21 protein-coding genes and 1 riboswitch are annotated in these 20383 nt (G+C 51.0%); of the genes, 15 read left to right on the top strand and 6 right to left on the bottom strand.

What is annotated here, in order from left to right; genetic code table 11:
* A protein-coding gene (locus tag H569_RS0107950) for an IS3 family transposase (RefSeq protein ID WP_207637532.1) occupies positions 1-1140 on the bottom strand; the annotation gives its coding sequence in 2 pieces (ribosomal slippage) (positions 1-882 and positions 882-1140; 1141 coding nt annotated over the 2 pieces). This gene is flagged as partial in the annotation.
* Positions 1141-1258: 118 nt separating this feature from the next.
* Here H569_RS0107950 and H569_RS0107960 point away from each other — a divergent pair.
* The 6 genes from H569_RS0107960 (at position 1259) to H569_RS0107990 (ending at position 7303) form a co-directional block, all read left to right on the top strand.
* Positions 1259-1930 (top strand): DUF2148 domain-containing protein, encoded by a 672-nt coding sequence (locus tag H569_RS0107960; RefSeq protein WP_027364565.1) that lies wholly within the window; start codon positions 1259-1261, stop codon positions 1928-1930.
* Between the two features lies 1 nt (position 1931).
* Positions 1932-2762, top strand: a complete 831-nt coding sequence (locus H569_RS21270; RefSeq protein ID WP_051273450.1) for a DUF2148 domain-containing protein — start codon at positions 1932-1934, stop codon at positions 2760-2762.
* Between the two features lie 19 nt (positions 2763-2781).
* Positions 2782-4017, top strand: a complete 1236-nt coding sequence (locus H569_RS0107970) for a thiolase family protein (protein ID WP_027364566.1) — start codon at positions 2782-2784, stop codon at positions 4015-4017.
* A 152-nt stretch (positions 4018-4169) separates the two neighbouring features.
* The gene (locus H569_RS0107980; RefSeq protein ID WP_027364567.1) at positions 4170-4436 is read left to right on the top strand and encodes a hypothetical protein; all 267 of its coding nucleotides are present in this window, start codon (positions 4170-4172) and stop codon (positions 4434-4436) included.
* 11 nt (positions 4437-4447) lie between these two features.
* The gene (locus H569_RS19670; protein WP_207637533.1) at positions 4448-6046 is read left to right on the top strand and encodes an AMP-binding protein; all 1599 of its coding nucleotides are present in this window, start codon (positions 4448-4450) and stop codon (positions 6044-6046) included.
* Positions 6047-6058: 12 nt separating this feature from the next.
* Positions 6059-7303, top strand: a complete 1245-nt coding sequence (locus H569_RS0107990) for an acyl-CoA dehydrogenase family protein (protein WP_027364568.1) — start codon at positions 6059-6061, stop codon at positions 7301-7303.
* 722 nt (positions 7304-8025) lie between these two features.
* Here H569_RS0107990 and lgt read toward each other — a convergent pair.
* A complete protein-coding gene (gene lgt / locus H569_RS0108000; RefSeq protein ID WP_027364569.1) occupies positions 8026-8793 on the bottom strand; it encodes a prolipoprotein diacylglyceryl transferase in 768 nt (255 codons plus the stop codon).
* Positions 8794-8951: 158 nt separating this feature from the next.
* Here lgt and H569_RS23330 point away from each other — a divergent pair, with 158 nt between their 5' ends.
* Positions 8952-9083: a hypothetical protein gene (locus H569_RS23330; RefSeq protein ID WP_257720098.1), complete on the top strand. Its 132-nt coding sequence runs from the start codon at positions 8952-8954 to the stop codon at positions 9081-9083.
* A 77-nt stretch (positions 9084-9160) separates the two neighbouring features.
* Here H569_RS23330 and H569_RS0108010 read toward each other — a convergent pair whose 3' ends face one another.
* The 3 genes from H569_RS0108010 to H569_RS0108020 form a co-directional block, all read right to left on the bottom strand.
* Positions 9161-10183 (bottom strand): potassium channel family protein, encoded by a 1023-nt coding sequence (locus tag H569_RS0108010; RefSeq protein ID WP_034629970.1) that lies wholly within the window; start codon positions 10181-10183, stop codon positions 9161-9163.
* A gap of 41 nt (positions 10184-10224) precedes the next feature.
* Positions 10225-11439 carry a stage II sporulation protein P gene (gene spoIIP / locus H569_RS19675; protein WP_051273452.1) on the bottom strand — a complete coding sequence of 405 codons (1215 nt, stop codon included), beginning with the start codon at positions 11437-11439 and terminating at the stop codon, positions 10225-10227.
* Between the two features lie 125 nt (positions 11440-11564).
* Positions 11565-11822 carry a DUF1294 domain-containing protein gene (locus tag H569_RS0108020; RefSeq protein ID WP_407638047.1) on the bottom strand — a complete coding sequence of 86 codons (258 nt, stop codon included), beginning with the start codon at positions 11820-11822 and terminating at the stop codon, positions 11565-11567.
* Positions 11823-12142: 320 nt separating this feature from the next.
* Between H569_RS0108020 and trpE the strand changes: the two genes are divergently transcribed.
* The 8 genes from trpE (at position 12143) to aroF (ending at position 19730) form a co-directional block, all read left to right on the top strand.
* The gene (gene trpE, locus H569_RS0108025) at positions 12143-13594 is read left to right on the top strand and encodes an anthranilate synthase component I (RefSeq protein WP_027364572.1); all 1452 of its coding nucleotides are present in this window, start codon (positions 12143-12145) and stop codon (positions 13592-13594) included.
* Between the two features lie 199 nt (positions 13595-13793).
* Positions 13794-14363 carry an anthranilate synthase component II gene (locus H569_RS0108030; RefSeq protein WP_027364573.1) on the top strand — a complete coding sequence of 190 codons (570 nt, stop codon included), beginning with the start codon at positions 13794-13796 and terminating at the stop codon, positions 14361-14363.
* A gap of 48 nt (positions 14364-14411) precedes the next feature.
* A complete protein-coding gene (gene trpD / locus H569_RS0108035; RefSeq protein ID WP_027364574.1) occupies positions 14412-15449 on the top strand; it encodes an anthranilate phosphoribosyltransferase in 1038 nt (345 codons plus the stop codon).
* The gene (gene trpC, locus H569_RS19680; protein WP_081410932.1) at positions 15446-16282 is read left to right on the top strand and encodes an indole-3-glycerol phosphate synthase TrpC; all 837 of its coding nucleotides are present in this window, start codon (positions 15446-15448) and stop codon (positions 16280-16282) included. The genes trpD and trpC overlap by 4 nt, the downstream gene beginning before the upstream one ends.
* Positions 16260-16880: a phosphoribosylanthranilate isomerase gene (locus tag H569_RS0108045; protein WP_027364575.1), complete on the top strand. Its 621-nt coding sequence runs from the start codon at positions 16260-16262 to the stop codon at positions 16878-16880. Before trpC ends, H569_RS0108045 begins: the two co-directional genes overlap by 23 nt.
* 3 nt (positions 16881-16883) lie before the next feature.
* On the top strand, positions 16884-18086 hold the full coding sequence (trpB, locus tag H569_RS0108050) for a tryptophan synthase subunit beta (protein ID WP_027364576.1): 1203 nt from the start codon (positions 16884-16886) through the stop codon (positions 18084-18086).
* Complete coding sequence (gene trpA / locus H569_RS0108055) at positions 18079-18903, top strand: tryptophan synthase subunit alpha (RefSeq protein ID WP_034629972.1); 825 nt, start codon at positions 18079-18081, stop codon at positions 18901-18903. The genes trpB and trpA overlap by 8 nt, the downstream gene beginning before the upstream one ends.
* Before the next feature lie 2 nt (positions 18904-18905).
* Positions 18906-19730: a 3-deoxy-7-phosphoheptulonate synthase gene (gene aroF / locus H569_RS19685; RefSeq protein ID WP_051273454.1), complete on the top strand. Its 825-nt coding sequence runs from the start codon at positions 18906-18908 to the stop codon at positions 19728-19730.
* A gap of 9 nt (positions 19731-19739) precedes the next feature.
* Here the strand turns inward: aroF and H569_RS0108065 are convergent, their stop codons facing one another.
* Positions 19740-20180, bottom strand: a complete 441-nt coding sequence (locus H569_RS0108065) for an NUDIX hydrolase (protein ID WP_051273456.1) — start codon at positions 20178-20180, stop codon at positions 19740-19742.
* A 90-nt stretch (positions 20181-20270) separates the two neighbouring features.
* Positions 20271-20381, top strand: a riboswitch (TPP riboswitch).
* Positions 20382-20383: the final 2 nt, after the last annotated feature.

The following is a 20383-nucleotide window of genomic DNA, read 5'->3' on the forward strand; positions in this document are numbered from 1 at the left end:
TTGCGGCAGAGTAATATTCCTCCGGTGTAAGGTAGCCATTGGTCTCATGTAATCGCTGTCTGTTATAAAATATCTCAACATATTCAAATACTGCGGCGCGAGCTTGTTCACGAGTTAGAAAACGTTGTTCGCAGAGCCACTCGTACTTCATTTTCCCCCAGAAGGCCTCCATCGGGGCATTATCCCAGCAGTTCCCTTTCCGGGACATGCTGCAAATAAATCCATGCCTCTTAAGGTAATTTTGATAATCGTTTGAGCAATACTGACTACCACGATCGGAATGGATTAACGCCCCCGGGGCTACTTTATACCTTTTACAGGCGCGATCCAGAGCATTAATAACAAGCTCTTTCGTCATGCGCTCGCTCATTGAGAGCCCAACTATTTTTTGGCCACATAGATCCATTACAGCAGCTATATAAAGCCAGCCTTCTTCTGTCCATAGGTAGGTTATATCGCTGACCATTTTAATATTGGGTCTCGTTGCTGTAAACTCCCGGTTTAAAATATTTTCCGCCACTGGTAGGTGGTGCTTTGAATTTGTTGTTGCCTTATACTTTTTAGCTAGCTTAGAGCTAATGCCTTCCAGTTTCATTAGCCGCTCTACTCGCTTGTGGTTAACCAATTCACCCTTACGGCGTAATTCCTGGGTAATTTTACGAGAACCGTAAGTTTGTTTTGTCTTCTTGTGTATCAATTTAATTTGTTCCTTGATTAATTCGTTCTTTAATTCTCTTACACTTTTCGGGCGATTCTCCCATGCATAATAACCGCTTCTTGAAACAACAAGCACCTTGCACAGCTTCGCCACCCGGAATTTATTGCGGTTAGCTTTAATGAATTCAAACCTCTTTACTTCAGGTTCTTCGCGAAGTAAGCTGCCGCCTTTTTTAAGATTTCATTTTCCTCACGGAGTTCCCGATTCTGTCGTTCAAGTTTTCTAATCAATTCGTCATCTGGGCTCAATTTCCCACTACCTGGGAATGGTATTTCAGGCTTTTCACGATATCTTTTTAACCAACCATGTAGCGTGCTGGTTTTTAAACCTAATTCTTTTGCAACAGATGCTGCGGAACTTTCAGATGCTTCTACCCGTTTTATAGCCTCCATTTTAAACTCCGCACTGTATTGCTTTGACATCTTTTTAACCCCTTTCAACTTCTATTATACTTGTGTTTCAAGTGTCCATCAAAAGGGGTACGGGACATCCCCTCAGGATTTAAGAAGGCGTGAAGGGAGTATTTTAGCGGCCCGGCTGATGATTAACGCTGCCCTGACTGCCCCATTTGCCGGTGGAGTGTCTCATGTAGAAGCGGAACTGGTTTACGGGCAGGACGAGCAGGATCAAATCGCCCGGAAAATGGAAGAGCTTGCTTACACCAACAAGGCGTGGGAAGAGATGTTCAAATACGAGGCGGTGATGGTCCGGGAGAGCGATGCAGTTATCTTCCTTGGATCCCGCATGGCGGAGGATAACCCCCTGGATGCGGGCTGCGGCATGTGCGGGGGTAAACCCGACTGCAGTTATTTTTACGAGCGCAAGAAGACCAAATACGGTATGGTGGATACCACCGACCGCCGTTCCGAAACTTTAATTAGGGGTCCCCTGTGCACAGCCAGGGTAAATGACTTGGGCTTTGCGGTTGGTTCCGCTCTGTGGCTGGCGGCCAGGCTTTTCATAGATGCCCGGCCATTTACAATCGTGGGTCTCGCCGGGCTAAAATTGGGCTACTGTAAAAACTCCGGCATGGTGGTGGGTATTCCGCTGGCCACCCTGGCCAAGAACCCCTATGTGGATATTAATCCCGACTACCACTTAATTAATATGACAAAGGTACTGGAAAACACCCGCAAACAATATATCACTCCCCGCACAGTGACTACCTTTGATTACCGGAAGTGGATTCCCAAGCGGAAGGAGGAAGAATAACATGCCGAGGTACGACGGAAAAACGGCCGCTCAGGAGCATCTACTGGAGGTAGCAAAAAGTATGATACAGGCCGCCTATAAGGCGCCACTTACTACCGGCCGGGCAAAACTACAAGCGGAAATTGTCACCGGAGACGATCTAGTACCTATAATTGAAATGCTGGGCGCGATGGCCAAAATCTCCCAATTTGTGGCCTGGGACTACATGACCCTTAAAGAGACCTATGAGGCCGGTTACCCTCCGGTGCTGGTGCTGATTGGTGCCGACGCCACCATTTCGGAAATGGCTTGGAACTGCGGTGCCTGCGGCTTCCCCACTTGCAAGGAATTTAATGCTTACGCCAGGGAAAACCTGGGACAAGGGTTGGTGGGCGGCGGCCCATCCTGCAATTGGAAAATACTTGACGTGGGCATCGCCTGCGACTGGGCTGCGGCTGCAGCTTGGCAGCACAATGTGGACAACCGGGTCCAGGGTTCCACCGGTAGTGCGGCCAAGACCCTGGGGTATTTGCCGGAGGCCAGCTCTATTCTGGGTATATCGGTGGGGCCCTGCAAGGAACTGGTCTGGTACAGCCGGGAGGTAATGAACAAAAAGTTTACCTATGAAGACCATATAAAAACCATGTTCAATACCCTGCCCATCAATTTCCTGGGATTTGCAGGCAGCGGCAAGCCGGCGTTTAAATCCACCGACCGCTGGTGGGAGGAAACCCACTTTATAAACTGGGGTACCCAGCTGGAATCAGAGGAACGCATGTATGAGGTAATCATGGAAATGGCGGAGATCGTTGATAAGTACGGGCCCGGGATTGCGGCAAAATACAAGAAATAATGACGAAAGGAGAACGGTTATGCGGGATGTTTATGTTATTGGGGTGGGGATGAACCGTTTTGGGAAACACCTTACGGCCACCGTCAAGGGGATGGCCGCGGAAGCGGTGCAAATCGTACTGCGGGATGCCGGCATTGACGGGAATATGCTGCAGGCTGCATACGTGTCCAACACCTTCTGGGGCATGTTCAGCAATCAGCACTCCATCCGTGGTCAGGTGCTTTTAAGGCCGCTGGGAATCCAGGGCATACCCATCGTAAATACGGAAAATGCCTGCGCTGGGGCCTCCACCGCTTTTCACCTGGCTTACCTTGGCATCGCGGCGGGAGCTTACGATTTGGTCCTGGCCCTGGGCGTGGAAAAGATATCCCATGAGAACAAAGCACTGTCCCTGCAATCCTACGCCTCATGTATTGATGTGGAAAAATCAGTCGAGCAAATCAATACCCTGATGCAGTTAAATGAACTTTACAGCCCGCAGGTCGCCCAGGATGAACCCGGCCGGGGGCGCAGCATCTTCATGGACATCTATGCCTCCGTGGCCCGCTGGCACATGGCCAAGTACGGAAGCACCCAGAAACAACTGGCAGTAATTGCCGCCAAAAACCATTTCCATGGCAGTTTGAACCCTCTGGCGCAAATCCAGCGGGATATGACCGTGGAAGAAGTACTGGCGGACCCGCCGGTTTCCTATCCCCTGACCAGGGCCATGTGTTCGCCGGTGGGGGACGGCGCCGCCGCCGCTGTTCTCTGCTCCGGTGATTTTCTTAAAAAACTGACGGGAGCCCGCCCGGTCAAAATCCTGGCTTCGGTGCTGGGTTCCGGGCAGGATCGTCCAATTGACGGTGAGGATATCGGGGAGCGCCTGTCCAGAAGGGCTTATCAAATAGCCGGGCTGGGCCCGCAGGACATTGATCTGGCCGAACTGCACGACGCCACCGCTTTTGGAGAATTGCACCAGTTGGAGGCTATGGGGTTTTGCCCGCCGGGGGAAGGGGGTATTTTCTCAGAAAGCGGCGCCACCCGGCTGGGCGGTAAATTGCCGGTCAACACCTCCGGGGGCCTGGAATCACGGGGGCACCCCATCGGGGCCTCGGGGTTGGCCCAGGTTCACGAGGTTGTTACCCAGTTAAGGGGCGAGGCTGGCCAACGCCAGGTGGTGGGCGCCAGGATTGGTATGACCGAAAACGGCGGGGGCAATATCGGGTACGAGGAAGCGGCGATGACCATTCACATCTTTGAATCAATTAGTTAGTTTCCATATTAAACAGGGAGGGAAATTAAAATGGCAGTTTATAAGGATACCAAACAAATGTATGAAATACTGGGCGGCCTGTGGAGCCAGCTGCTGGAACATCCCGAAAGCGGAAAAAGTTCAGGGATGCGGAGCTGACCATTAAGTATAAATTGTCCGACCCGGCAGGGACGCTTTGGGTTACACCGGGCGGCGTGCTCACCGGCGACCAAAATTTAAAAGCTGACGTGGAAATGACCCTGGCCGGGGACACCGCCCACAAATTCTGGCTGAAGGAGCTGTCGCTGCCTGCGGCCCTGGCTAAAAAGCTCTTTGTTTCCAAGGGTTCTATGTCTAAAGTAATGAAAATGCTGCCGCTGCTCAAACCCTTGCATGAAATGTACCCGGCGGTTTGTGACAAGTACAGCCTGCCCAGATAGGAGGTTTTGCAGTGACTACGGCAAATATGAATTTGCTTTCCTATCAAGTGGAGGCAGCGGCGGAAAAAAAACCCGGTTTTAAAATATTGACCTTTGAATACGGAGAATACCCGGCAGAGGTTTTAACCTTCGAAGACATTTTTGTAAACGGCTGCAAAATTGCCCGGGTGCTGCGGGAGCACAACATCGGGCAGGGTGATAAATTCGCGGTGTTTATGCGCAACCACCCGGAATTTGTATACGCCCTGTGGGCCGCCTCCGCGACCGGCGCGGTGATGGTGCCCGTAGACCCCCGCTCACGGGGTGACAAACTCCGGTTCCAGTTGGAGAACTCCAATGCCCGCGGCGTGTTTGTGGCAGCCGACTTGTTGGATGAAATAGACTGTCTGGAATTGGACCAAAATGCCTGTCCGGTGCTGGGCGTAAGTTATAAAGAGTTATTCGGAGTTGCGGTCAACGACCGGTTCCCGAGCTTGAATGAAATACTGGCAGGACCTCAAACCAGCCCTCAAGACAACCGGAAAAACGATGCCAATACCCCTTTGGAGTTTATCTACACCTCCGGAACCACCGGTAACCCCAAGGGGGTGATGGTCAAGGAAGACCGCCTGAGCATGTACGCCCTATTTGCCAAAAACATCTGGCGCTACCAGTCAACCGACGTGCTTTACACCGGACTGTCCCTCACCCATGGCAACGCCCAAGCCGTGACCCTTATTCCGTTCCTGGCCCTGGGTATACCGGCGGTTTTTAGCCACAAATTTACCAAGAGCAGGATCTGGGACATCTGCCGCCAATACGGCTGCACCACCTTTTCCCTACTGGGCGGCATGATGATGGGCATCTACAGCGAACCGCCCAGGGCAAACGACGACGACAATCCAGTGCGCATGGTGATCAGCGCCGGCACGCCCCCGGCTATCTGGCATGATTTTGAAAAGCGGTTTAACGTCAAAATTCACGAATGGTATGGTGCTGTGGAAGGTGGTTTTGCCCATAATCCACCGGGCGTGGGCCCCGTCGGTTCCTTCGGCAAACCCCTGGACGGCGTGATGGAAATGAAAGTGGTCCGGGATGACGATACTGAATGTGCGCCAGGGGAGATTGGTGAGTTAATCTGCCGCATGGTGCACGGCAGCACCGACGTGGAGTATTACGGCAACCAGAAGGCATCGGCGGAAAAAACCCGGGGCGGCTGGCTCAGGACAGGGGATATGTGCCACCGGGACGAGGAAGGCTGGTTTTACTTTGATTTTCGCGCCGGCGGCGGTTTAAGGAGGCAGGGTGATTTTGTCCAGCCTGGCTACGTGGAAAGAATAATCTCCCAGCATCCCGATGTCAGTGATGTTTGCGTTTACGGCATTCCAGCTGCATCCGGTGCGCCCGGGGAAAGCGATATTGTTGCTGCGGTGGTGCCCTTCCCGGGCAAAACAGTTGACCCCCGGTCTATATTTGCCGCCTGCTTGGCCGGGCTGGAGCGCAATGCTGTTCTTTCCTATATACAGGTGGTGGAGGAGATCCCCAAAACAGCTTCGGAAAAGAACCTGGATCGGCTTCTCAAAGCTGGTTTCAGCCCCCAAGCCGCTAATGTTTTCAAATTAAATGGATAAGGTGGGATGAATATGGAATATTTGGATTTAAATATTGAATTGACTGATGAGCAGCTGGATTTAAAAAAATCAATGCATAAATTTGCCGGGGAAGTACTGCGCCCGGCAGCCATGGAACTGGATAAATTAGCCAACCCGGAGGATGTGCTGAAAAAGGATTCGGTGTACTGGGACTGTATGCGCCAGATGAAGGAACTGGGCTACCATACGGTGTATATCCCGGATAACTACGGTGGGTTGGGGCTCTCACCCCTTGAAGCTCACATATTTTGGGAAGAAATAGGCTGGGGGAGCGCAGGGTTTGCCGTATCCATCGGAGTGGATTGTTTTCCGGCCTTCTTCGCATCAATGGCTCCCGACGACGAGGATAAGGTGATCGATGAAGTTGTTAAACCCTTTGTGGAGAAAACCGACAACAGCTTCATCGGCTGCTGGGCCATCACCGAACCAAACCACGGCTCCGACCAGCTCACCGTAGGGATGCCCTGGTTTAATGACCCCCAAATAACCGGCCAGCTCTCGGCCCGGCTGGACGGTGACGTTTGGGTGTTGAACGGGCAAAAATCATCCTGGGTTTCCAACGGGCCGCAAGCCACCCACGCGCTTCTCTTTTTAAATATTGAAAAATCCATGGGGCTGGCCGGCGGCGGTGTGGCCGTGGTGCCTTTGGACTTACCCGGAGTTTCCAAAGGCAAAAGCCTGGACAAGATGGGCCAGCGGGAACTGCCCCAGGGAGAGATTTACTTTGATAATGTACGGTTGCCTAAGCATTTTATGCTGTCCCAGCCCGATACTTACGAAACTATGCTGGACGCCACGCTGGCCATTGCCAACGCCACGATGGGAGCTATCTTTACCGGCGTAGCCAGGGCCGCCTTTGAAGAGGCGCTGGCTTACTCCAAGGTGAGGGTGCAGGGCGGCAAGCTTCTTTGCGAACACCAACTGGTGCAAAAAAAGCTTTTTGACATGTTCCAGAAGGTAGAAACGGCCCGGGCTATATCCCGGGCGGTAATGAATTACAATTTCACCAATTTCCCGCCGGTAACTCGTTACTCCATCTTATCCAAAGTATACTGCACCAATGCAGCTTTTGAAATCGCCCACGAAGCAGTCCAGTTGTTTGGCGGCTACGGGGTGAGCAAAGAATATTACATTGAAAAACTGCTGAGGGACGCCCGGGCAGCACTAATTGAAGATGGTTCCAACGAGGTGCTGGCGCTGACCGCAGCCAGGGCGCTGATTGAGGAAAGCGAGTAAAAATTGTAAACAAGCGGTTAACACGGCAGATAAGATACCTGATAATACTAACAGCTTAATAATATGAATATGGCAAAGCCACACGGCCGGGAGCGCACCCGGCCGAAATCGTCATCCTCATTGCTTTGACTTTCATTATTATTGGTACTGTTATTGGTAGGTGGCTCTAAGTTTTTGTTTTGGTTTAACTGTTTGCAATCACTTTAAATTAGATAAAAATAATCAAAATAAAAATATTAAAATCAAGGGATATTGCTTCATCATCTTTTTCAATGTGTGGTTGTATTTCGTTTTCATTGATCTGCAGTTTGGGTAAATAGGGCCTAACTACTTTATAATAAAAAGCTTGCTGTCCATATAACTTCCTCAATAAAACTTGATTTATAGTATAATTTTTAAATTAGCTTATATTATAACATAAAAATATTTTTACTGATCTGTTTGAGCGAACATCCACGTAAATTCCTGGCGTGTTTCAAGGGTTACCTGCAAGTCTACTGCTACGCCGGCTACAACGGGCTGCCGAATGGACTGTTTGGGGTTTATAAAAACATATACTTTAAAAAATAATTATATTTTGCAGGAATAAATAGAATTCTGTCGAAGTACTTACCTTGTATGAAAATTTCCGCTATTTTTTTTACAAATTATATGTAATGCTGCAACCCTAAAACCAGGGTTGTTTTTTTATGCAACATGTTTCATGCGCCAGTAGTTTGCTTTTAAGTATGGCTTTTTCTTCGATATAAATAATATAAGCCTAAAACTCCGGTTATGATCAGCACTATACTAACCAGTTGTGCTACCCGTATTGGACCCAGCATCAAGCTGTCGGTGCGCATTGCTTCAATCCAGAACCGTCCTGCAGAATAAAGGATCAGGTACAGCAGTGCTATTTCACCCTGAGCCTTTTTCCTGGGCCAGTGCCACATCAGAAATAGAAAAACTAGAAAGTCCCACATTGATTCATAAAGGAAGGTAGGGTGATAATAACTCCCGTTAATATACATTTGGTTTTTAATAAAAGCAGGAAAATGGTTAATAAACTGTTCTGTTACCGGCCCCCCGTGAGCCTCCTGGTTGATAAAATTGCCCCATCTTCCGATGGCCTGTCCCAGGATTAAGCTTGGTGCCATAATGTCTGCAATTTTCCAGATGGGAAGGTCGTACCGGCGAACATAATAAAGCCCGGCCAGCAAACCTCCTATGATACCGCCATGGATGGCCAGGCCTCCGTGCCAGATGGCCAATGCGTCAAGGGGATTACTGCGGTAGTTGTTCCAGGCAAAAATTACATAGTACATGCGCGCTCCAATAATTGAAGCCGGAATGATTAAAGTAACCATGTTAAGTATATGGTTGGGGTCGATATGATTGCGCTCAGCCCTGCGATAGGCCAGGTAAATGCCTATTACAAAGGCGGAGGCCATAATAATTCCGTACCATCTCACGTGCAAAGGACCAATATTTACAGCAATGGGATCAATCATGTGCATACCTCCAGTAGTTTTATACTGATGTATTTTATCATACCGGAGGATAAAAATGCTATTCACCTGAAATGAGCGATTATTTTTATTATCCCGACCCCTTAAAGGTATAATTATAGTTTTTTTTGTCATACTGACTGAAGAAAGGAGGGATTATGGTGAACAAAGACAAGGACAAATTTAAGAAGAAGGGTACCCCGGGCAGTTTCAGTTACGAATTTGCCAAGCCACTGACTAAAGAAACGAACCCTAACGTTAAACCAAATAAAAAGCCTGAAATAAGCGAATAAAAGTTAAATTAAAGTTCACCCGTGAGGGTGAACTTTTTTGCACGCACGCTGTCCGGTGAGAAGTTATAAAAAACCTGTCAGGTTGTCGCTGGTCTTAGAGTTTTACCTGCCGCCAGTTTTTCCAGTTCGGCCAGTTTTTCTGCCGGGCCGCACACAATTAGTATGTCCCAGGGCAGCAGCATTTCATCGGGACGCGGGTTGACCAGTGTTTCTTCGTCTCTTTTAATGGCCAGCAGCAGGGCGTTAAATCTTTCCCTGAGCCCGGAATCCTTTAGCGGCAGGTTGGCTAAGGCAGAGTTTTCGGCTAATATTAATTCTTCCAGCTCCAGGTTTATTTCCCTTGTTTCAACCAGTGTTTGAACGTAGGCAACGCTTGCGGGTTTTATGGCTGAGAGGGCCATTCGGTTACCTGCCATGGCCGAGGGGCAAATTACCGTGTCTGCACCAGCCCGGCTTATTTTTTTAATATTTTCCGGTCTGTTGGCCCTGGTAATGATGCGAATGCCGGGATTAAAGTTTTTGGCGGATATCGTAACAAACAGGTTGCTCGCGTCATCGGGCAGGGTGACTATTATTCCCTGGGCGTGTTCCACACGGGCTAATTCCATGAGTTTGTCCTCGGTGGCATCGCCTGCCAGGAACAGGACCCCCATTTCGCGTAACTCTTCCAGCCTTGATTCGTCTTTTTCTATCACAACAAACGGGGTGTTGTAGTTCAACAGCTCAAGCACGACCTCGTGACCTACCCGGCCGGCACCGCAGACTACGATGTGGTTTTTAAGGGTATTGATTTTGTTTAGCATTTTTCTTTTCCCCCATAAATCAACCAGTTGACCTTCAACCAAGCCAGAAAAAATATTACTCAACACATATGTAAACAACCATACCCCGCTGACGACCAGAAGCAAGGCAATTGCCCGTCCGGCCGGAGATTTGGGCACAACATCCCCGAACCCGACGGTGGTTATAGTTATCACAGTCAGCCAAATGGCATCCATGAAACTGAAACCTTCCAATTTCATAAATGCAAAACTGCCACCCAGGATGACGGCGATTAAAGCCACCAGCGCTATCAATATGGCTTTGTATGATGAAGTCACTGACAACACCTCAAGATAGAATTATATCATAATGATAATATTTATCTAATTTTCTTTTTCTCGGAATATTGCCTTACATAATCCCGGGATTTTTCAAATGCTCTTCGGGATACACGCGCTGATTTTTCTTTTAAACTACTGGCGCCGGTGTCCAGTGCGTTACCAGCCCTGGCCAGGAATGGTTGTATTTTTTCAACCGGTACCCGGCTGGTAATTCGCTGTCTGAGTTTATCCAGCTCATCTGAGCCTGCATTGATGGCTACGAAGGCTGCGCCCATTACTAAAACCAGCATGATGATAAATGCAGCTGTCTTTAGCGGTGCCCGGTCTGCCCCTGTGGGTTGGACCGGATGAACGGGTTTATTTATCAGTCCCATCATTTTGGGCACAATGCTGGCAAACAGAGCTATGCCATCTTCGGCGGTTGATTTATAGTTAGTGTAAGTTCCGGCTTCGATTAGCAGGGCTGTGGGAAGCAGATCCTGGTTGTAATTTCCATGAGCAAGATAAATGCTTTTTACCAGGCCCGGATACTGCTTGTTGGTGTAAGACATTAATTTTTTGGCAAAGTCAAGATTGGCGTGCATTTTGGGGTTTTGCCTGCCAACGATGATTTGCAGCTGGCTGATATTAATACCCTTAATATTTTCACGGTAGACATTGGGGTCATCCACCCCGTCACGGTGGATATCGAACATGGCTGCCGGGTTATATTTAAGCAATTTAACTGCGGTTCGCCGGGAACGCATATAAGCGTTAGCATCATGGGGATCATGGGGTGTTTTGTCCCACCTTGTATTGATATGGATAGCTTCAAGCTTTTGATTAAACCTTCCCCCAACCTGATAGATCCCCCCGTGGTAGGGAATGGAGGCCCGGCCGTCCGATGGTAGATAAGATTCATCGGTATGGGTGTGGTAGATGGCAATAGGACCCCTAAACTGTACCTGTGTGGAAACAGGTACAGCTTCAAGGTTGGAGAAATATTCGTTTAATCCAAGCAGTGCCTTATCCTTGCCCATTGAAACCGCGCGGTAGATTGTGCCCTTGTGATCCTTAACCCGGTAGTGACGCCCGTCGGGAAAGAAAATTTCATCGCCGTTATATGGCCGCCGTGAAGTAATTGCCAGTAATTGGCCACCAATCATTATTTTATAATTGCGGCCGGGAATATGAGAATCATCGGAGTAATTTCCCGCCGTGGTCGAGGCCGGCCAAAGCATCAGGGCAGCCAGTAAAAATATAAAGAAGCGCATTTTTCGCCACCAGCCTTTTTCTGTTTAGTGTTACCTGCTTGGCGGCGAGTTATTTTAGAAAACTAAAAAAAGCGCATGAACGTGCTTTTTTTAAAAACCCATGCTGATCCTCCCGTTCCATGAAATTACATAAAGTAGTAATAATATGCCATCAATAATTGTACCAGCAAAATTGCCGGCAAGCCCAGGGTGAATGTACGATGGCGGGTTTTATGCCTAAAAAACCGCATTCCAGCCAGTGCTCCCGGCGCTCCCCCGGCCAGCGCCAGGGCGAAAAGGGTTTTTTCAGGGATGCGCCGCCTGCCGTTGTGGGCCCGGCGTTTGTCCAGTCCAAACAGGAGAAAAGTAATTAAGTTGACAGTCAGAATATATGTTGCAAACAAGCAAATCACCACCAGTTCTAAAGATTTGGGGTTGACTTCCCGTACTCTAGTTTATAATATTTAAGGAAAGGGGACACACCTCCTCTTTTGGGTAAAAATTTGGGGTCGGAGGAATGTCCCCAACGTATGAAAGGGGACACACCTCCTTTTTGGGGTCAAAATTTTGGGGTCGGAGGAATGTCCCCAACGTATGTGTAAGTGCATAGGAAAAAGAGTTGAGTTTAGCTGAGGAGAGTTTTTTGAGCTTAGGTGAGTATGTAGCGTTTATTAACGGTACTCATTTGAGTGCTGTTTTTTATTTTTCTTAGGGAGATGTTAATATGGTTTACCCTGAATTGAATGAATATCACGAGCTAAGCCGGAATTACAACCTGATTCCCGTGTATACCGAAAAAGTGATGGATACTGAAACACCCATTACCCTGTTTTTGAAATTATCGGGTAATGGTCCCTGTTGTTTGCTGGAAAGTGTCGAAGGTGGAAGCCATTTGGGCAGGTATTCCTTTATAGCCATGGACCCGTTGGTGACGTTTTGCTCCAAAAACGGCAAGGGGGAAGCAGCTTTCCAAGATGGGTCTGTGGTTGCCGATGGCCCGCCTCTAGAGGCATTAACAGAATTACTTGGCCATTACCGGGTACCCCTGATTAAAACTTTACCCAGGTTTTACGGCGGGGCGGTGGGCTATCTTGCATACGATGCCGTTAGGTTTATTGAAAAACTTCCGGGTACTCCCGCCGATAAGCTGGAACTGCCGGACTGCATGCAATTTGTGCCCGGCACAGTGGTTATTTATGACCATGTCCGGCATACCGTCACCTTTGTTGTCAATATGCCGGTGGACGCGCAAAATCCGGCCGCTTCATACAGCCGGGCAATTGATAAACTAGAGGAAATCGACCAAAAGTTACTTGACCCCCTGCCTGCACCCAAAGAGTTTACTTTAAACGGCGCAGTGAAGGTTGACCTGCCGGATGAGGCTTTGACCCGGCGGATAGGACGTGCTTTGGAGTATATCCGAGCCGGCGATATTATCCAGGTTGTGCTTTCCCGCCGCTACTCAGTAGGTTTTAAAGGCGATGCTTTTGCCGTTTACAGGCGGCTAAGAAGCGTAAACCCGTCCCCCTATATGTTCTACTTTAATTTTGGCGAGATTAAAATTGTGGGATCTTCACCGGAAATGCTAATACGGGCGGAAAACGGGGTTGTGACCACCTGTCCTATTGCGGGTACACGCCCCAGGGGCAAAACTCCGGAGGAAGACAGCCGCCTGGCGGCTGAATTGCTTGAAGACGAAAAAGAGAGGGCCGAGCACCTGATGCTGGTTGACCTGGGGCGCAATGATCTGGGGCGGGTGTGTCTGCCCGGCAGTGTCAAAGTGCCCCGTTTTATGGATATAGAGTATTTCTCCCATGTTATGCATATTGTTTCCCGGGTGGAGGGCGTTCCGAAACCCGGGGTTGGCGCCCTGGACGCGCTTAAAGCGTGTTTCCCGGCCGGCACGGTGAGCGGCGCGCCCAAGGTCAGGGCAATGGAGATAATTGACGAGCTTGAGCCAACCCGGCGCGGGATTTACGCCGGGTCCGCGGGTTACCTGGGGTTCAACGGAAACCTTGATACCGCCATTGCTATCCGGACGCTGGTGATTAAAGACGACACAGCTTATATCCAGGCCGGTGCCGGAATTGTGGCCGATTCCAATCCCCGGAGCGAGTGCGAGGAAATGGCCCGCAAAGCAGACGCCATGTTCAAAACTCTGGGCCTGGAAAATTGAAAAAAAGCCATTGACAGTAGCTGTTAACAGTAGTAAATTAATTTAATAAGTGAATATTTTTTATGAGAGTTTAGTTGAGTTTAGTTGAGTTTTTTAATATTGAGAGGAGCTGAGATGAGTGCAGACCGGCGTGTATAAAGCCGGCGCTCATTCATTTGAGTGCCGGCTTTTTATTTGTCCGTAAAAGGGGTGACCTGCGTTGCTGCTGATGATTGACAACTATGATTCGTTTACTTACAACCTGGTGCAATATCTTTCCCTGCTGGGTGAGGATGTTCTGGTTAAGCGCAATAATATGGTTACCGTCCCGGAAATTATGGAGCTTGCCCCGGGTTACATGGTACTTTCACCGGGACCGGGCATCCCGGATGAGGCAGGGATTATGCTGCAGGCAATTCAACAGTATGCCGGTAAAATGCCTATCCTGGGGGTTTGTCTGGGGCTGCAAGCCATCGGGCGGGCCTTTGGCGGCAGAATCGTCAAGGCCAGGGTACCCATGCACGGCAAAATTTCCTTAATTTATCACGATGGCCAATCAATTTTTGCCGGATTGCCGTCTCCCTTTAAAGCGGTCCGCTATCACTCCCTGGTGGTGGAGAGGGAGACGCTGCCCCCTGAATTAGAGATCAGCGCCTGGACCGAAGAAGGAGAAATCATGGGCCTGCGCCACCGGCACCTGCCGGTGGAAGGCGTACAATTCCACCCGGAATCCATGCTCTCCGAATACGGCCTCGATCTCCTCTCCAACTTCCTCAGGGGGTCAGTGTAAAATTTAAATATCACGATATATTGAAATAGTTTAGAGGAGCTGAGCGGAGTGATTAAAGATTTATTAAACAAAGTGGTGGCCGGTGAGAACCTTTCCGAAACCGAAGCCGCCGGAGCGATGGAGCAAATTATGGAGGGCGGGGCAACGTCGGCCCAAATAGCCGGGCTGTTAACCGCTTTAAAATTGAAAGGTGAGACTATTGATGAAATAACAGGCTTTGCCAGGGTGATGCGCAGTAAAGCAACGCCTGTTATCAGCTCGCACCCTCTGCTTGTAGACACATGCGGCACCGGAGGGGACGGAGCCAACACGTTTAATATTTCCACCGCTGCGGCGCTGGTGCTGGCCGGTGCGGGAGTTAAAGTGGCCAAACACGGCAACCGCTCGGTATCAAGCCGCTGCGGCAGTGCCGATGTGCTGGAAGCCCTGGGGGTTAACCTGGACCTTACTCCAGATGAAGCAGGCATCTGCCTGGACCGGGTGGGGATTGCGTTTCTTTACGCTCCTTTGCTGCATGGAGCCATGAAGTATGCCGCTGCGCCGCGCCGGGAGCTGGGGTTTCGCACTGTTTTCAACATTCTGGGACCGCTGACGAACCCGGCCGGCGCCCAGGCCCAGGTGCTGGGCGTTTACAGTCCAAAGCTGGTGCGTGTGCTGGCAGAAGTACTGGTGCGGCTTGGTGCCAGGCGGGCTTTCGTGGTGCATGGCGCCGGGAGGCTGGATGAGGTTTCACCGGTGGGTCCTGCACTGGTGTGTGAAGTTCGCGATGGAAGTGTTGATGAATATGAGCTGGACCCGGCGGCTTATGGCTTTGCACCTGCCGGTGCTGACCAGTTGGCCGGGGGCTCTCCCGAAGAAAATGCCAGGATAATATTGAAGTTGCTGAGAGGCGATAAGGGACCCAAATATGATGCGGTGGTGATGAACGCTGCCCTGGGTTTGATGGCGGCCGGAGTGGCGAATAATTTCGCCGCCGGGGTCGGTCTGGCGGCCCGCAGCATAGACAGCGGCGCCGCCCTGGCCAAACTGGAGGAAATGATCAGATTTACGACGGGCTGCAAGGAAGCCAAGGTTGCGGCGCTATGAGCGAAAACATTCTGGAAAAAATTCTACGGCATAAAAGGGAAGAAGTTGCAGATCGCAGGAAGCGCCTGCCTTTGGAAGAGCTGATAGAGCGGGTGGCTGATATGCCCTTTGCTACGGTTGGGTTCGGCCCGGCGCTGCAGCGTCCCGGGGAAGTGGCTTTAATTGCCGAAGTTAAGAGGCGCTCCCCGTCCAGGGGAATAATAACTGAAAATTTTAACCTGATGGAAACAGTTGCCGCTTACCGGGAGGCGGGAGCGGATGCAATTTCCGTATTGACAGACAGCGAGTTTTTCGGCGGTGCTCCGGAATACCTGGCCGCGGCCCGGTTAATGACCCGGCAGCCATTATTGAGAAAGGATTTTATCATTGATCCATATCAGATTTATGAGTCCCGTTTTTTAGGAGCCGACGCTTTGTTGTTGATAGCAGGAGCGCTGGCTGACGGAGAACTGGGGGAATTTATTGATACAACCCGCGCGCTGGGCATGGAAGCGCTGGTGGAAACCCGCACCCCCGGTGAAATAGAGCGATCAATAGCAGCCGGGGCGTCAATAATTGGGATTAATAACCGGGATTTGCGGTCTTTTAAAGTAGATCTTAAAACCACGCAGGAATTGATTGGTTATATCAACAAGCCGGATATTACCGTGGTTAGCGAAAGTGGGATAAAAACAAGGACGGACGTTGAAACGCTGGGTAGTTACGGCGCCGATGCGGTGCTGGTGGGCGAGTCGCTAATGACTTCCGGTGATCTCCGGGAAGGGGTCTGGCGGTTAAAAGGAGTTGGCAAAGCAGCAAAGGTGGCCGGGTATGAACAAAGATTACCAGGTTAAAGTGAAAATTTGTGGTATTACCGGCGCTGATACTGCCCTGGCGGCGGTGGAGGCGGGAGCCGATGCTTTGGGTTTTGTCTTTGCTCCCAGCCGCCGCCGCATCCAGCCGGAAGCGGCCCGTGCAATTATTGCCCAGCTGCCGCCCTTTGTCGCCCGGGTGGGAGTATTTGTAAACTCATCGCCGGCGGAGATTGAGCAGATAGCCCGGTACTGCGGCCTCACTGCTGTTCAGCTGAGCGGTGACGAGCCGCCAGGCTATTCTTTAAATCTTTCTCTGCCGGTAATCAGGTCACTGCGGGTGGGCAACGGCAAGCCGGTGCCCGGCTTGAATGGCTTCCGGGCCGATGCCTTTTTATTTGATACTTATTGTGAGAAAAGTTACGGGGGGACCGGGAAAACCTTTGACTGGTCTCTGTTGGAAAATATGGCCTGCCCGAAGCCGTTGCTTCTGGCGGGTGGTCTAAACCCCTTCAATGTACGCGAGGCGGTCCGAACCGTCCGGCCATATGCAGTTGATGTCTCCGGAGGGGTTGAAACAGACGGGCAGAAGGACACGCAAAAAATCAAAGAGTTTATCGCTCTGGCCAAGGGGGTTTAATAGATGACATTGGCATTACCGGATGATCGGGGCTATTACGGCCGGTTTGGCGGCAAGTTCGTACCCGAAACACTGATGCCGGCGCTGGAGGAATTAATCGAAGCTTACGAGCAGGTAAGCAAAGACAGCGCTTTTCAGGAAGAATATCGTTATTATCTGGCCAACTATGTGGGAAGGCCGTCCCCACTGTATTTCGCCCGCGGGTTAACCGAATCGCTGGGCGGGGCTAGTATTTACTTGAAACGGGAGGACCTTAATCACACCGGAGCACATAAAATCAATAATACCATTGGCCAGGTGCTGCTGGCCCGCCGGATGGGTAAAAAACGCATCATTGCCGAAACCGGGGCGGGGCAGCACGGGGTGGCCACAGCTACGGTAGCGGCCATGTTTGGCTTGGAGTGTGCCGTTTACATGGGTGAAGAAGATATCAAGCGCCAATCCCTGAACGTTTTTCGCATGAAGCTGCTGGGCGCAGAAGTGGTGCCTGTGGCATCGGGCAGCAAAACCCTCAAAGATGCGATGAACGAGGCAATGCGGGATTGGGTTACCAATATAGCAACGTCTTACTATTTAATCGGGTCGGTGGCGGGCCCCCACCCATATCCAATGATCGTCAGGGATTTTCAGCGGGTGATCGGCGACGAGGCTAGGCGCCAGATTCTGGAGCAGGCCGGCCGGCTGCCCGACTGCGTGGTTGCCTGCGTTGGGGGCGGCAGTAATGCCATGGGCATGTTTTACCCCTTTATCGGGGACCGGGAGGTGCGGCTGGTTGGCGTCGAGGCGGCCGGCCACGGGCTGGAAACCGGTCTCCACGCCGCCACGTTATCAAAGGGTAAGCCCGGAGTATTGCACGGTTCATTAAGTTACCTGCTCCAGGACGGCGACGGCCAAGTAGTTCCCGTCCACTCCATTTCGGCAGGGCTGGATTACCCGGGCGTTGGCCCGGAACACAGTTATCTTAAAGAGTCCGGCCGGGCCGAGTATGTTTCGGCCACCGACCGGGAGGCGCTGGACGCATTTAAATTGCTTTGCCGCACCGAGGGCATTATCCCCGCCCTGGAAAGCGCCCACGCCCTGGCCGCAGCTGTTCGCCTGGCCAGGGAATTACCCGGGGAAAACGTGATTATTGTTAACTTATCCGGCCGTGGGGATAAAGATGTGCATACCGTTGCCGCGGAAATGGGGGTGTCCTTAAATGACTAGAACGGCCAATAGCAGGATAAAGGCGAGGCTTGAAGAAGTGCTTGCTTCCGGGCAGAAAGGTCTTATCGCTTATATTACCGCCGGCGATCCTGATTTGAAAACCACCGTGGAACTGGCGGTGGCTATGGCGGAAGCCGGGACGGATGTGCTTGAACTTGGTGTTCCCTTCTCAGACCCCGTGGCTGACGGTCCCACCATCCAGGCGGCCTCCCAGAGGGCGCTGGCCGGGGGCACCACTGTGCAGGGCATCATTGAAGCGGTTCAAGCAATCAGGAGCCGCAGTGACGTACCACTGGTGCTGATGACTTATTACAACCCGGTGCTGCAGTACGGGCCGGCCAAATTTGCCGCCGGCCTGGCCAGGGCGGGGGGAGACGGTCTGATTGTGCCCGATCTGCCGCCCGAGGAATCGGATGAACTGCTAAAGGCATTAGATAAAAACGGCTTGGATTTAATCCCCCTGGTGACGCCCAACACGCCGCCCGGGAGATTGCAAATGATTGCCGCCAGAGCCCGCGGTTTTATTTACTGCGTTTCGGTGACGGGTGTAACCGGGGAGCGGGAGAACATTCTGACCGATCTTTCCGCCATGACCGGTGCGGTCAGACAGTATAGCGAGCTGCCCGTAGCGGTGGGCTTTGGAATTTCCGGGCCGGAGCAGGCGGTTAAAGTTGCCCGCCATTGCGATGCAGTGGTGGTGGGCAGTGCCCTGGTAAATATTGTTTCCCGCCGGGCGGGCTCAGCCGGGCTGGTAAACGAGGTATGTGAAAAAGTGAAGGAACTGAAACAGGCTCTGGCCGGTCCGGAGGTGAACTAAAAATGCGACCCAATTATAAACTTGTCAGCAGAGAAAGCAAAGTGGATAACACCGTTATCAGGGTGGGGGATTGTAATATAGGCGGGGGCACGCCTGTTGTTATCGCGGGGCCCTGCGCCGTTGAAGAAGAGGAAATGATGGTCAAGCTGGCCTGCAAATTAAAAAGACTGGGCGTGCACATATTGCGGGGTGGCGCCTACAAGCCGCGCACGTCCCCCTATTCTTTTCAGGGATTGGGTGTGGATGGGCTTCGCATTCTGGCAGACGCCGGGCGGGCGGCCGGTATGCCGGTTATCACTGAATTAACGGACGTAGTGCATATCTCCGATGTCTGCCGCTATACCGACATTATTCAAATTGGCAGCAGAAACATGCAGAACTTCGGGTTACTCAAAGAAGTAGGCCGGCTAAATTTTCCGGTATTGCTTAAGCGCGGGCTCTCCGCGACGCTTGATGAATGGCTGCTGGCCGCCGAGTATATTTTGGCCGAGGGCAACCAGGAAGTTATTCTTTGTGAGCGGGGCATTCGCAGCTTTGAAACCTATACCCGCAATACATTTGACATCAATGCCATACCTGCGGTAAAATTCCTGTCCCACCTACCCTTGATAGCTGACCCCAGCCACGGCACGGGTCGGCGGGAACTTGTGCTGCCGGTGGCCCGTGCCGCTCTGGCCGCAGGTGCCGACGGGGTGATGCTGGAAGTCCACCCAAACCCTGATCAGGCGCTTTCAGACGGGCAGCAGTCGCTAAAGCCGGATGAATTAGCAGCTTTTATGGGTGAATTGTCATGTTCCGCATACTTGCATACTCAAGACTCCGCATAATAATCTTGTTTATATGCGAATCTTTAATTCAACTATAAATGACTCTATGACTGTATGGGCCGTACTGGTAAGGTCGTATTCCAAGGCCTCCTTTAACGGCACCCACCGGGCGTCCATCGTTTCAGGTGATTCCTGCAACCTGCCTGAAACGTAGCGCGCTAAATAAACCAAAATCAAGAAATGATAACGGGTTCGCATTTTATCATCTGTTATTATAACGTCAACAGCATCTAACAGCTTCTCTGTTTCCACCCGAATGCCGCTTTCCTCAAACGTTTCTCTGACTGCGGCTGCCCGGGCGGTTTCACCCAGCTCGACTTTTCCGCCGGGCAAACTCCATTTGCCTGCGCCCGGTTCAAGTTTTCGCTGTATCAACAGTATTTTGCCATTATTATTATATACCAGCGCGGACGCAGCAGGGACCGGGTGCGGGGGGTATTCAGCGGGCATATGATCACCTCTGCCATATAATTGGGTAATATTATACCATTGACTGAAAGTCATAAAACTGTATAATTATCATAAAATCATAAAAATGAAAAATAATACCTGGGGAGCTCATGTTTTGGGCTGAGAAAGGGCTAATAGAGCACCTGACCCAATGAACCTGATCGGGGTAATGCCCGCGTAGGAAAGGATTGATGCTTCGGCGC

It is taken from the genome of Desulfotruncus alcoholivorax DSM 16058 (assembly GCF_000430885.1).
Lineage (GTDB): Bacteria > Bacillota > Desulfotomaculia > Desulfotomaculales > Desulfallaceae > Desulfotruncus > Desulfotruncus alcoholivorax.